General features: G+C 62.0%; 14 protein-coding genes and 1 pseudogene. 9 read left to right on the top strand and 6 right to left on the bottom strand.

Annotated features, from left to right (window positions below):
• Positions 1-27 precede the first annotated feature (27 nt).
• Positions 28-270, top strand: a complete 243-nt coding sequence (locus A4G99_RS15590; RefSeq protein WP_066145581.1) for a zinc ribbon domain-containing protein — start codon at positions 28-30, stop codon at positions 268-270.
• A gap of 33 nt (positions 271-303) precedes the next feature.
• Here the strand turns inward: A4G99_RS15590 and A4G99_RS15585 are convergent, their stop codons facing one another.
• Both A4G99_RS15585 and A4G99_RS15580 read right to left on the bottom strand, forming a co-directional pair.
• Positions 304-885 (bottom strand): metal-dependent hydrolase, encoded by a 582-nt coding sequence (locus A4G99_RS15585; RefSeq protein WP_066145578.1) that lies wholly within the window; start codon positions 883-885, stop codon positions 304-306.
• Positions 885-1,904 (bottom strand): DUF1616 domain-containing protein, encoded by a 1,020-nt coding sequence (locus A4G99_RS15580; RefSeq protein ID WP_066145575.1) that lies wholly within the window; start codon positions 1,902-1,904, stop codon positions 885-887. Before A4G99_RS15580 ends, A4G99_RS15585 begins: the two co-directional genes overlap by 1 nt.
• 291 nt (positions 1,905-2,195) lie before the next feature.
• On the opposite strand from A4G99_RS15580, the gene A4G99_RS15575 reads away from it, so the two are divergent.
• The 4 genes and pseudogenes from A4G99_RS15575 to A4G99_RS15560 all read left to right on the top strand — a co-directional run bounded on the left by A4G99_RS15575 (position 2,196) and on the right by A4G99_RS15560 (position 4,618).
• Positions 2,196-2,381 (top strand): hypothetical protein, encoded by a 186-nt coding sequence (locus A4G99_RS15575; protein WP_066145572.1) that lies wholly within the window; start codon positions 2,196-2,198, stop codon positions 2,379-2,381.
• A 69-nt stretch (positions 2,382-2,450) separates the two neighbouring features.
• Positions 2,451-2,653 (top strand): annotated as a pseudogene (locus A4G99_RS29875) (XapX domain-containing protein).
• 173 nt (positions 2,654-2,826) lie between these two features.
• Positions 2,827-3,951 carry an acyl-CoA dehydrogenase family protein gene (locus A4G99_RS15565; protein WP_066145569.1) on the top strand — a complete coding sequence of 375 codons (1,125 nt, stop codon included), beginning with the start codon at positions 2,827-2,829 and terminating at the stop codon, positions 3,949-3,951.
• A gap of 148 nt (positions 3,952-4,099) precedes the next feature.
• Positions 4,100-4,618: an HAD family hydrolase gene (locus A4G99_RS15560; RefSeq protein WP_082837875.1), complete on the top strand. Its 519-nt coding sequence runs from the start codon at positions 4,100-4,102 to the stop codon at positions 4,616-4,618.
• Between the two features lie 36 nt (positions 4,619-4,654).
• Here A4G99_RS15560 and A4G99_RS15555 read toward each other — a convergent pair whose 3' ends face one another.
• Together A4G99_RS15555 and A4G99_RS15550 are read right to left on the bottom strand one after the other, a co-directional pair.
• Positions 4,655-5,305 (bottom strand): helix-turn-helix domain-containing protein, encoded by a 651-nt coding sequence (locus A4G99_RS15555; protein WP_066145563.1) that lies wholly within the window; start codon positions 5,303-5,305, stop codon positions 4,655-4,657.
• A 194-nt stretch (positions 5,306-5,499) separates the two neighbouring features.
• Positions 5,500-5,688, bottom strand: coding sequence for a DUF5822 domain-containing protein (locus A4G99_RS15550; protein WP_394337461.1), 189 nt, complete (start codon positions 5,686-5,688; stop codon positions 5,500-5,502).
• Between the two features lie 160 nt (positions 5,689-5,848).
• Between A4G99_RS15550 and panB the strand changes: the two genes are divergently transcribed.
• Positions 5,849-6,658: a 3-methyl-2-oxobutanoate hydroxymethyltransferase gene (panB, locus tag A4G99_RS15545; RefSeq protein WP_066145558.1), complete on the top strand. Its 810-nt coding sequence runs from the start codon at positions 5,849-5,851 to the stop codon at positions 6,656-6,658.
• A gap of 97 nt (positions 6,659-6,755) precedes the next feature.
• Here the strand turns inward: panB and A4G99_RS15540 are convergent, their stop codons facing one another.
• The gene (locus A4G99_RS15540) at positions 6,756-7,532 is read right to left on the bottom strand and encodes an alpha/beta fold hydrolase (RefSeq protein WP_066146635.1); all 777 of its coding nucleotides are present in this window, start codon (positions 7,530-7,532) and stop codon (positions 6,756-6,758) included.
• Positions 7,533-7,770: 238 nt separating this feature from the next.
• On the opposite strand from A4G99_RS15540, the gene A4G99_RS15535 reads away from it, so the two are divergent.
• Both A4G99_RS15535 and A4G99_RS15530 read left to right on the top strand, forming a co-directional pair.
• Entirely contained in the window at positions 7,771-8,013 is a 243-nt protein-coding gene (locus A4G99_RS15535; RefSeq protein ID WP_066145554.1) for a hypothetical protein, read from the top strand.
• Entirely contained in the window at positions 8,010-10,271 is a 2,262-nt protein-coding gene (locus A4G99_RS15530) for a CDC48 family AAA ATPase (protein WP_066145551.1), read from the top strand. The genes A4G99_RS15535 and A4G99_RS15530 overlap by 4 nt, the downstream gene beginning before the upstream one ends.
• Positions 10,272-10,700: 429 nt before the next feature.
• Here the strand turns inward: A4G99_RS15530 and A4G99_RS15525 are convergent, their stop codons facing one another.
• Complete coding sequence (locus tag A4G99_RS15525) at positions 10,701-11,771, bottom strand: medium chain dehydrogenase/reductase family protein (protein ID WP_066145549.1); 1,071 nt, start codon at positions 11,769-11,771, stop codon at positions 10,701-10,703.
• A gap of 98 nt (positions 11,772-11,869) precedes the next feature.
• Between A4G99_RS15525 and A4G99_RS15520 the strand changes: the two genes are divergently transcribed.
• Positions 11,870-12,505, top strand: a complete 636-nt coding sequence (locus tag A4G99_RS15520; RefSeq protein WP_066145546.1) for a helix-turn-helix domain-containing protein — start codon at positions 11,870-11,872, stop codon at positions 12,503-12,505.
• Positions 12,506-12,511: the final 6 nt, after the last annotated feature.

Raw genomic sequence — 12,511 nt, 5'->3', positions numbered from 1 at the left:
TTTTATCCACGGTTCGCTGCCGAACGTATGGAAAATACTCTCGTTGCCGGAGGCCTCACACTCATTTTCCTCGGCATCGGCTCGATGTTCGGATCGCTTGGAATCATCGTCGCGGGGGTCCTATTGGTCGGAGTCGGCATCTCGTCCGGACGATCGGACGGGGAGAGCGCGAACCCGACCAAGAAAACCAACTGTCCATCGTGTGGCGCGAGAAACGAACGCGAGAACGACGTCTGTCATCACTGCGGAACGGTTCTCTCCGGAAAATAAGTCACGTCGGCATTCGCACCGATTATCGGCCCGTTACCGTCCGACGACGGGTGCGTAACGGGTGATTGCCCGCGGAAGTCCCGGTAACCCGTCGAACAGCCAGAGGCAGGCCGCACCGAGCAGGAGACCGAGTTCGAGCGCGATGTAGCCGGTAACTGCCGGATCGCCGAGGTGTGCGAGGTAGTCGCCGAAGTACTCGTGAAATCGTGCCAGAAAGCCGAGACTCGAACTGTCGGGGGGAACGGGAACGAGCGGCCAGAGCAGGAAGGAGAACGAGGCCTCCTTGCCGATGGCCAGCGGATAGATGATGTCCCCGGCGAGATGCGAGAGGTAGCCCACGGTGAACGCGACGCCGATGTCCGTTCGGTTCGCCCGACGTGCGAGCACGAGCGCGGCCACGGACAGCGGAACCGCCGTGACGAGCGAGTGGGCCAGTGAGTGACCGCTCGGGAGGATTGCAAGCGTCCACGCGAGCGGTTTGTCCACGAGGTCCGGCAGTTGTGTCGCGACGACGAGGACGATGACGGCGTCGCCCCTCGGCGGCCGCCCGGTGCGGAAGTGACGATACGAGGAGTACACAAGGTAGCCGAACGCGAGGTGTTCCCACGGCCACATTATCCGGTCACGTTGATCCAGAATTGGGCGTGTTGGTCGGCGTTGTCCACCGTCGGATTGCCGGGCGGAGTGCCCTTGTAAAGCAGGTACTCGACGCGGAGGTCCTCCCCGGTCATCGTCGGCGCGATATCGTGGCGGAAGCGCCACGTATCGCCCGCGTTGAGTCGATGGTCGAACCGCCCCAACTCCTCCTGTTTAGTGACGCGACCCGCACCGTTCGACTGCTGTTCAACGCGCTGGAGTTCGACGACGACGGTGTAGTGAACCGCTGTATCCTCGTGATTGTTGACGGCGACGAACACGGGCTTGGACTCGCCCGCCGTGATGTTCTCCGGGTAGTTCTCGGCGACGTACTTCCCGTCGGATCCCTTCGTGAGCAGGGAGAGGTTGGAGAAGTGATCGCCGTCCTGCGGGGCGGCGACGGCGAACCCGACGGACGTCAGTGCGATCACGACCGAGAGCATGAGCGCGAGGTTGAGCACCACGTCGGTCGCCGATTCCTCGTCGAAGAGCGCACGATACAACCGAGCGGAACCGCTCCGAACCGAGATCGACAGTCGATTCTGTTTCGGCACGTAGAACCGCCGAATCACAGCGAAAAGCGAGACTACGAGCGTGAACCCGACGATCGCACCGAGAACGTGCAGCGGCGCGAACGACAGTTGAGCGAGCGAGAAGATGACGCCGAGCGTCGTCAGCAACGACACGCTGACGCCGAACGAGAGCGCACACCGTTCACCCGCCGTCACACCGTCCTGCCGGAACCGCCCCGGACTCGACCATCTCGACGTTTGTTTTCCGGCCTGCGGGAACAACAACGCGACGAGGGCGTACCCCGGAGCGAAGAACACGAGTGGAATCCCCAACGCGACTGCGAGTGGCGTTCCGTACACCCCCGGTTGCAGCAGCGCGAGGGAGAGGAGTATGACTGCAATACCGAGGATGGCCAAATCGATCGGAAACTCCAACACGGGACGCGTGATCCGTGTCCACCACGATTCGTTCGTCTCGTGGCTCATACGCGTAATTGTTCGCTGGCGGTCGTCGCGCGATGCTGGGCCGTCTGTCGTTCTAGAAGCGGCATGGAAATCAGTCCGTGACCAGCGTATTCCCGGATGGTACTTTGTTATCCTGCGCGTACCGCCCCACCGGTCGGTTGTACCGACCATACCGACAGTCCAACTCGCCGTAAACCGGGTTTCCGGCCCGGTAAGGGGTTCTTGTAACGCCGAAGGGGGTCCATAACAAAGGGGGAGAAGGAGAGATATGCCTCCAGACTTGCCGAACGGCAGGCAAGTGAACGACGGTGATTGACTCTGAATTGGACATGCTCAACCGACGACTCGGATGCACTGGTTCCGGACGGCGAAGTCATGTTCGCCGTAGACGAGGACGACGACGGCGGTAAGTTGGCTATCATCGCGGACATCACGCGGGACGACGCGTGGATCTCGGTCCCGCTCGGGGTAGCACAACCCCTCTCACAGCGTCGCTAACGGCGAGCTCGCCCGAACGACGCCACAGTCCGAACTACTTTTCACCGCACTCTCCGGAGTACCTACCCGATGGATTACACACTCACTGCGCTTGCGTTGCTGACCGGTCTGTTGACCGCGCGCTGTTCAAGTTCGTCGGCGTTCCGATTCCCGCCCCACCCGAACTGCCGGGCATCATGGGCATCATCGGGATTTACCTCGGCTACAAAATCGTCGATGCGACAGGCTGGAGTCTCACTCTCGTCCTCACGACGCTCGGATTCGCGGGATAACCTCGAACGGCGTACGTAGCCGAGTCAGCTTCGAACGGTCGTGAGATTCGTGAACCTCGCTCCAGTAACCGCCACCTTCACAGCACCAACCGAAGCCCCCCATCCCACCGAACCGGTCGGTCCTCGAAAGCGCGGAACGTGTACCTTTTTCCTCCGGCACTCGAAGAACCATCATGAACCTTTCAGCGGAACAACGGGCCATTCAGGACGTGGTCCGGGAGTTCGCCGTGGAGGAGATCCGACCGACGGCAGGGGAGTGCGACGAGAAGCAGGAGTTCCCCGAAGACGTCTGGGACGGACTCGCCGAACTCGACATGATGGGAATGACGGTGCCCGAGGAATACGGCGGGTTGGACGTCGGGAAGTTGACGTACAGCGTCGTCAACGAGGAAGTCGCCTACGGCGCGCTGTCGGTCGCAACCGCGCTGTCGGTGCACTGTCTGGCGACGTCCTGTCTCTCGGAGTTCGGCAGCGAGGAAGTGAAGGAGCGGTGGCTTCCCGAGATGGCGAAGGGTCGCCCGGTCGGCGCGTTCGCGCTGTCGGAACCCGAAGCGGGGTCGAACCCGGCGGAGATGTCCACCGAAGCGCGTCGTGAAGGTGACGAGTACGTCATCAACGGCAAGAAACAGTGGATCACGAACGGCAAGCGCGCCGACGTGGTCGTCCTGTTCGCCAAGACGGACCGCGACGACCCGCGGAGCGTCACGCAGTTCGTCGTCCCGAAGGACGCCGGTATCGAGGTCGGCAAGAAGGAGGAGAAACTCGGTCTGCGAGCGAGCGACACGACGAGTCTCATCTTCGACGACGTCCGGATTCCCGCCGAAAACCGACTGACCGAGGAAGGGAAAGGGCTGTCGGCCGCGTTCCACATCCTGACGGGTGGCCGCATCGGCATCGCCAGTCAGGCCGTCGGCCTGTCGCAGGCGGCGCTCGACCAAGCCGTCGAGTATTCCCAGGACCGCGAGCAGTTCGACCGACCGATAGCGGACATTCAGACCATCCGTCACAAACTGGCGGACATGCAGACGAAGTTGCAGGCGGGACGACTGCTGACCCGCGATGCGGCCCGCCTCGCGGACGCCGGTGAGGACCACGCGACGGCCGCGAGCATGGCGAAACTCTTCGCCAGCGAGTCCGCCGTCGACATCACGAACGAAGCGGTCCAGATTCACGGCGGCTACGGCTACACGACGGATTTCGACGTGGAACGATTCTACCGCGACTCGAAGATAACGACCATCTACGAGGGAACGTCCGAAATCCAGAAGAAGGTCATCGCGCGCAACTTGCTCGGCTGAGAACGATTGGACAAATTCGGCTCAGAACGACTGGACAAATCGAGCGACGAACGTCTTCCATACCCGTCGATATCCGAACATCGGCTTACTTCTCATTGCGTTAGCCCCAACCGAAGTCCATTTGCCACCACCACACATACCGGTGACCGTGAGAGATGACGTTTCGGCGGTCGTGTACGACTTGGATGGGACGCTCGTGGACCTCATCGTAAACTGGAAACAGGTCGCGGTGGACGTCGCCGCGGTGCTGGACGACCACGGTGTCGATGCGAGTAACGTCGACCTCTGGGCGATGCTGGATTTGGCCGACGAGGCGAACGTCCGCGATGTGGTCGAGACGGTCATCGGCGACCACGAGTGTACCGGTGCTCGGCGGTCGACGCGACTTCCCCACGCCGACGAACTGCTTCGACGCGAGGTGCCCGTCGGCGTCTGCTCGCTGAACTGTGAGGCATCCTGCCACGTGAGCCTCGAAACGCACGAACTCGCCGACGCGGTCGATGCCGTGATCGGCCGTGATTCGGTCCCGACACGGAAACCGGACCCCGAGCCACTTTTGGCGACCCTTCACGCGTTGGATGTCGACGGTCCCGCTCTCTTCATCGGCGACTCCCCCCGCGACGAACTGACGGCGGAGCGGGCGGATGTGGCCTTCGAGTACGTGTAGATTCTTCAGGACAGAGTCTCTTCGACTACGCGGCGGTTACTCGTTGAGCGCGAGCGTGTTTCTGACGAGGTTCGAGTGCCCTCGGCGGAGTTTTTCGGAAATGGATTGGTGAGTCACGCCGAGTGAATCGGCGAGGTCCGTCGCCGACGCGTTTCGCGGCACCGAGTAGTAGCCCGTGTTGTACGCGAGTTGGAGCGTCCGCCGTTGGCTCTCGGTGAGGCCGTATCGTTCCGTCCGACCCTTCGAGAACTCGTGGATGTTCTGTAAGTCGAGGTCGATCCCTCGACAGCGGCAGTACTCGTGGGTTCGGGTGACGGCATCGTGCTCGCTGAACAGCAACTGGAGGTACCACGTATCGTCCTTTCCGCTGGCTGTCAACACCGTCCCGTTCTCCTCGACGAGGATTTGGGTCAACAATTCGATGTCCTTGATCCATTCGAGTCGGTAGAGGGATTCGGTCTCGAATCCCCCTATCAACTGGAAATCGCGGACGCTCTCGTCCGCTTCGAACGCGGTTTCGACTCCCAGACGGTCGTCGGTTCCGGCCCAGACGAAGGGCATGAACTGGTTCCGATTGTAGGCGACTACCTGCTCGATGTCGAATCGAACCGTATCGAGTGCATCGAGTGTTTTTCCCAGGGCGAACTCATCGGCGGGAAACGCCACCTCGGCTATCGTTCCCGTCATGGACCTTTCTCAGGAGTTCTGGTTAATACCGTTATTGGCCGCTAAACTATAGATATCCAAAATGAGGTGGGAGAAAAAGCCGGAGGGGAAGCAGTGAACCGAAGGAACACTCAGCTCCCATACACATCCTAAATTTCCCAAAAATAGCGCCTTTTCGTTTGGAAATGCGTATCACTGTATATCTTTGGTTAAAATTACGTTTCGGGAGTCTGATGGGCGCGAGCGTAGAGAAACACGGCGATTGCGGTGACGAACCATACGATCGCACCGATCCTGATGGCGAAGGAGGCGCGCGAACTCCACGTCGGAAGCGAGACGCCGGTGACGAACGCGAGAAGTGCGACGAGTGGCGCACCGATGGTAATCGTGGTGACGAACGTCATTTGCATCACCCATCCGTAGTCGATGCCGTCAGGTTCGTAGGTTTCGACTGGTTCCGCACGGCTAAACGCGGGAACCGAGCCGCCTTAAGGGTTGTCAGGTCGGATTCCGGGGAACGTTCCGACCGGGCAGGTTAAGCCGTCGGACCGACGAGTTCGAAGTATGCCAACGGTGAGGGATATCCGCGCCAAGGCGGGCGAGGAGCCGATTACGATGCTCACGGCCTACGACGCGCCGACCGCGGCCGTTATCGACGAGGCCGGTATCGACATGATACTCGTGGGAGACAGCATGGGTAACGCAGTACTGGGATACGACTCGACGATCCCGGTGACGGTGGACGAGATCGCGAGTCGAACCGGTTCGGTCGTGCGGGCGACTGAAGACGCCCTCGTCGTCGCCGACCTCCCGTTCCTCGGCTTCGGCTACGACGAGAAGACCGCAGTCGAGAACGCGGGTCGAATGTTGAAAGAGGAGGGCGCGAGCGCCATCAAAATCGAGAGCGGCCCCCACACCGTCGAACTGACCGAGACGCTTTCGAACCTCGGAGTTCCGGTGATGGCCCATCTCGGTCTGACACCGCAGAGCGTCAATCAGTTGGGCCACGTTCGACAGGGAACGACACGGGACGAGGCGGACGAGATACTCGATCTCGCCAAACGACACGAGGATGCGGGAGCGTTCTCCCTCGTCCTCGAACACATCCCGGCGAACCTCGCGGCGACCATCACCGCGGAACTCGACATCCCCACCATCGGAATCGGGGCAGGTCCGGAGACGGACGGACAAGTCCTCGTCATCAACGACGTCATCGGACTGGGTGAGTGGAGTCCGCCGTTCGCCAAGCAGTTCGGCGACGTGAAAACCGAGATGGAGCGTGCGGTTACGGCGTATCGGGACGAGGTCGAATCGGAGGAGTTCCCCGGCAAGAAACACAGTCACGTCGAGGACGAACTGGACGGCGTGTACTGAGCCGATTTCGAATCGAGAGCTGTTTTGAGAACGAACGCAGTTCGTTAGGGTTGTATACGATCCACTTGGGCTGTACGTAGTCCACTCGGATGGGCAACTACCGCGCGGCGTCGAGGAACTCCACGACCGTCTCGTTGAACGCGTCGGGGGTTTCGAGCATGGCGAGGTGGGCCGCTCCCTCTATTTCCGCGTAGCTGCCGTCCTGCACGTTCTCGGCCAGGAATTCGTGATACCACGGCGGCGTGAGCATGTCGTATTCGCCGACGACGGCGAGCGTCGGCGCGGCGATTCCGTCCACCTCGTCACACACGTCGAACGTGTGACAGGAGTGGAAATCACGACTCGTCACCCGCTGGCCGACCGCATACATCGACTCCTTCGATAGTTCGACGTACCGGTCGTCCGGGTCGTGAAACAACCGGTCGCCGCCGTGGAGGAATTCGACTGCTCGGTCGAAATCGTCGTCCAACCACGAGAGCAAATCGTCCAGGACGGAAAGCCGTGCGCCGGTTCCGGCGAGAACGAGCGCTTCGGGTTCGAAATCACGTTCGAGGACCAGATGCATCACGATGGCACCGCCGAGCGAGTTACCGACGAGGGTCTTGGCGTCTGTCGCCTCGGCAACCGCCAGCACGTCGCCAGCGTACGCGGAGAGGGTTCCCCAACCGGGATCGGAATCGACGTCATCGGAGCCGCCGTGGCCGCTCAAATCGAGGGCGACGACGGGGAACTCGGAGGCGAGGCGAGCGAGTTGTGCCTTCCAAATATCGTGTGTTCCCCCACTGCCGTGGACGAACAGAACCGGATTTCCGTCGCCACCGCGGTCTACGACGCGGTATGCAATCTCCCGACCCTGATGCGTGACTGACTCCATACGGATTCGTTCTCGCGCACGAAGTATAAAGTTCGATGTCGAGGTCGCGTGTTCGACGCCGGAGACGGGTCCGATGTCGGAGTTGCGTCCGAGTGGGGACGAGGCCGTGACCGGGAGCAAAAGGGGGATAAAAATAGGTGGACCACAATTGTACCACCAAACGAGAATCGCAGTACTGCAAGGCCATAACCGTCGAAAGTTATTTATACTTGCGTACCTAACCAAAGGTTAGCTAAAGATGACTCTCGAACACATATCACAGCAGGAAGATAGTATCGCCCGTCGCTACGACTACGACGACGGAGAGCTCATCGTCGCGGATTTCGGCACGGCCGACGTCTCTGTGGACGTGCTGGACGACGTGGCAATCGTCGTCGTGGAGCGCGATGGCGACAGTTTCCAGACCGAAATAGAGCTGTCGGCCGATGACGCGCAAGCGTTTATCAACAACGGTGTCCTCACTATCGAGGTGGGACAATGAAACTGACAGTCAAGCCGCTCAAGCAAAAGGACGCGGGTCGTGGACTCGCGGCGGTTGACCGACGCTCCATGGACGAGTTGGGCGTCGAGAATGGCGACTACATTGTCATCGAGGGGCGTGGGCAAGGTCGCGCAGTCGCGCGTGTATGGCCCGGCTACCCCGAGGACGAAGGTCGCGGAATCATCCGCATCGACGGGAAACTCCGGCAGGAGGCCGGCGTCGGCATCGACGACAAGGTCAGCATCGAGAAGGCCGACGTAAGCCCCGCGAACCGGGTGACGATCGCACTCCCGCAGAACCTCCAGATTCGCGGGAACATCGCGCCGCACATCCGTGACAAGTTGAGCGGCCAAGCGATCACGCAGGGACAAGCGATCCCGTTCGGCTTCGGCCTGATGGGCATGGGTTCCGGCCAATCCATCCCGCTCAAAGTCGCCGAGACCGACCCCGACGGAACGGTCGTCGTCACCGACTCGACGGACATCCAGATCAGCGAACGACCAGCCGAGGAAATCGCGGCGAGCGGCAGTGCAGGCGGTCAAGCCCGCCCCGACGTGACCTACGAGGACATCGGCGGTCTGGAGCGCGAACTCGAACAGGTTCGCGAGATGATAGAGCTCCCGATGCGCCACCCGGAGCTGTTCAGCCGCCTCGGCATCGACCCGCCGAAGGGCGTCCTGCTCCACGGGCCACCGGGAACCGGGAAGACGCTGATGGCGAAAGCCGTCGCCAACGAAATCGACGCCTACTTCCGCACGATTTCCGGGCCGGAGATCATGTCGAAGTACTACGGCGAGTCCGAAGAGCAACTGCGCGAGGTGTTCGAGGAGGCCGAACAGAACGCCCCCGCGATCATCTTCATCGACGAGATCGACTCCATCGCGCCCAAGCGCGAGGAGGCCGGCGGTGACGTGGAGCGCCGCGTCGTCGCACAACTGCTCTCGCTGATGGACGGTCTCGAAGAGCGCGGCGAAGTCACGGTCATCGCGGCGACCAACCGCGTGGACGCCGTCGATCCGGCGCTCCGCCGTGGTGGTCGCTTCGACCGCGAGATCGAAATCGGCGTGCCGGACCGCGAAGGACGGCTCGAAATCATGCAGGTCCACACCCGCGGCATGCCGCTCGCGGACGGCGTGGACTTGGAGGAGTACGCCGACAACACCCACGGGTTCGTCGGTGCCGACCTCGAATCGTTGGCCCGTGAATCCGCGATGAACGCGCTCCGTCGCGTCCGCCCGGAACTCGACCTCGACTCGGACGAGATTCCGGCGGACGTACTGGAGACGCTGAAGGTCACCGAAGCGGACTTCAAGGAGGCGCTGAAGGGCATCGAACCCTCGGCGCTCCGCGAGGTGTTCGTCGAAGTCCCCGACGTCACGTGGCAGGACGTCGGTGGCTTGGAGAACACCAAGGAACGACTCCGCGAGACCATCCAGTGGCCACTCGACTACCCCGAGGTGTTCCAGGCGCTCGACATGCAGGCCGCGAAAGGCGTCCTGATGTACGGGCCGCCGGGAACCGGGAAGACCCTGATGGCGAAGGCCGTCGCCAACGAGAGCGACAGCAACTTCATCTCGATCAAGGGTCCCGAACTGCTGTCGAAGTGGGTCGGTGAGTCCGAGAAAGGCGTGCGTGAAGTGTTCAGCAAGGCCCGCGAGAACGCCCCGACCGTGGTGTTCTTCGACGAAATCGACTCCATCGCCACGGAGCGCGGCCGCGACGGCGGCGGTGGCACGCAGGTCAGCGAGCGCGTCGTCTCGCAACTGCTGACCGAACTCGACGGCCTCGAAGAGTTGGAGGACGTCGTCGTCATCGCCACCTCGAACCGCCCCGACCTCATCGACTCGGCGCTCCTGCGCCCGGGTCGCTTGGACCGTCACGTCCACGTACCGGTGCCGGACGAGGAGGCTCGCAACGCCATTTTCGAGGTCCACACGCGGCACAAACCGCTCGCCGACGACGTGGACTTGGAGGAACTCGCGGCACAGACCGAGGGCTACGTCGGTGCCGACATCGAAGCCGTCTGCCGCGAGGCCGCGATGGCCGCGAGCCGCGAGTTCGTCGCGACCGTCTCGCCCGAGGATATCGGCGAGAGCGTCGGTAACGTCCGCATCACGGCCGACCACTTCGAGGAGGCGCTGGGCGAAGTGACCCCGAGCGTCACCGAGGAGACCCGCGAACGCTACGAAGAGATCGAAGAGCGCTTCGACACCGCGGAACCCGAAACGGAAGAGCAGTTGGGTCGGACGTTCCAATAGCACCTTTTTATTGCGAGGGTCGCTCCGCGACCCTCGATAAAAATCTGCACCAAAAGCGCTCCTCTTTCATTTTGACGAACGACTCGCTAGCGAGTCGTTCGTCTCCATTCAGTCGTCGGCCCGGAAAATCTCCGATTTTCCGGTAGGTGTACTAGTGACCGACGGTTGTGTCGCCGAGCGATTTTCGGTGGATCGTGTCGTTTTTCGCTCTGGCGGTTGTGTCGGGTGCGGATTCTGGCAGTTGTGAAAATGCGAGTTTTTGTCGGTTGTGTCGATGGCCTGCGATGCTGTCAGCAGCTTGCGTGAACTGTCGTTCGCCGAACTGTTTTATCGAATCCGTTCGTCGTGATGGTGGAGAGACACTCGTCCAGACGAGTGCGAGACGGCTTGGTTCGGTATCGTGGAACTGCTGGTTCAGCAGTAGAAAATCTATTCGTCGGACACCAGTACGGCTTTCCCGACGACCTCGCCGGAATCCAGTTTTTCCAGCGCCTCATCCGCCCGAGAGAGCGGAAACCGCTCGTCGATGGTGGCGTCTAGTTCACCCCGAGCGAGAAGGTCGAACAGTTTCGTCACGTCCTCCCGGAAGTACTTCGGCCAGCGGTCGACGTAGTAGAACGTCGCGTCGCGGCCGTTCGGGAGGAACTTCCAGAACAGCAATCGGGCCACGGTCGGGACGAACGGACGAAGCCGATGTCCCTTCGCGTCGAGCGTTCCGGCAACGCCGTAGGAAACCAGCGTTCCGCCCGACCCGAGCATCCGCCACGAGTTCGTCAAGCCCGGGCCACCGACGTGGTCGAAGACGGCGTCCACCCCGTCCGGCGCGAGTTCCCGGACGCGAGCGGGAACGTCGTCGTTTCGATAATCCAGCGGAGTCGCACCCAACTCCCGCACCGCATCCTGCTTTTCCGCCGAGGCGGTGCCGATGACGTGAACGTCCGCGAGTCGAGCGAGTCGGGTGAGTAGCGTCCCGACGCCGCCGGACGCGCCGTGAACGAGCACGGTCTCCCCCGCTTTCACCTCGGCGACCCGGTGCAACATCTGCCACGCCGTCACGCCGTTGGTTACGACCGCGACGGCCGCAGTTGGGTCCAGTTCGTCGGGGACCGGAGCCAGTTTCCCGGCCGGGAGCACGACGTGATCGGACCACGCGCCGGTTTCGGTGAGCGCCGCGACCCGTTGTCCGGGTTCGATTGCGGTGACGTCCGCGCCGACTTCGGTCACCCTGCCGACGAGGTCGTAGCCGGGGACGAACGGGAATTTCGGCTGGTTGAAGTACCGTCCGCGGAGCATCTGCACCTCGGCGAACGAAACCCCGGCGGCTTCGACGCGGACGACTGCTTCGTCGTCGCTCGGCGACGAGAGGGGTCGCCGTCGCGGGGTGAGTACGTCGGGAGTACCCATCCGCGACATCACGATTTCGGTGACGGCCATATCTCCTTCGCCAGTTCGCTCGGCGGTCGTTCCGGTTTTCGTTTTCTTCCGCGTTTCCGTCGTCATACGGTACTCACTACCGCCCCGACGCGATTCAACTCGCGTCTCAACATGTTAACACAGGTATGAATCGGTTGATTAGCGTCGGTGACCGAACGATAGTCATGGCTACCGTTCGTCTGAAGATAGTTCCACCTCCGGAGGAGTGGTTCGTCAAGCTCTCCACGGAACGCCCCGACGACGAGTTCACGCTCCTGACGGTGACGAACGCGCGCGACGGCCTGTTCGGCGTGTTCGAAGCCGAAACCGACGACGTCGAGGCCGTCACCGCGACGCTCGACGGCATCGACGAAATTCGGTCCTACGACCTCTCACACGCCGAGGATCGAACCGTCGTGATCCAGTACACCGCCACCGATTCCATCGTGCACGCCGCCACCGTCGATGCGGGTATCGTCCCCGTCTGCCCCGTTACCGTCACGGACGGGGAGATGGTCGCCGAGGCGACCGTCTCGCACGAACGTCTCTCCCGCCTCGGGGACCGACTCCGGGAAATTGGTGCGACCTTCGAGGTGCTTTCGCTCTCCCAAGCCGCCGACGGACGCGGGAACCTTCTCACCGACGCCCAGCGCGAGTTCGTGGCCGAAGCCGTCGAGCGGGGGTACTACGATACGCCGCGTCGATGTACGCTGACCGAGTTGGCGGCGGAACTCGATATCACGACCGGCGCAGCCAGCGGCATGGCACACCGCGCGGAGGAGCGGATACTCAAGGCGTTCGTGAACGAAACGTCGCTGTAACGCCCC

The sequence above is a fragment of the Haladaptatus sp. R4 genome (genome assembly GCF_001625445.1).
GTDB lineage: Archaea > Halobacteriota > Halobacteria > Halobacteriales > Haladaptataceae > Haladaptatus.
The sequence above is the reverse complement of the archived record's forward strand: the minus strand, read 5'-3'. Positions and strand labels throughout refer to the sequence as shown.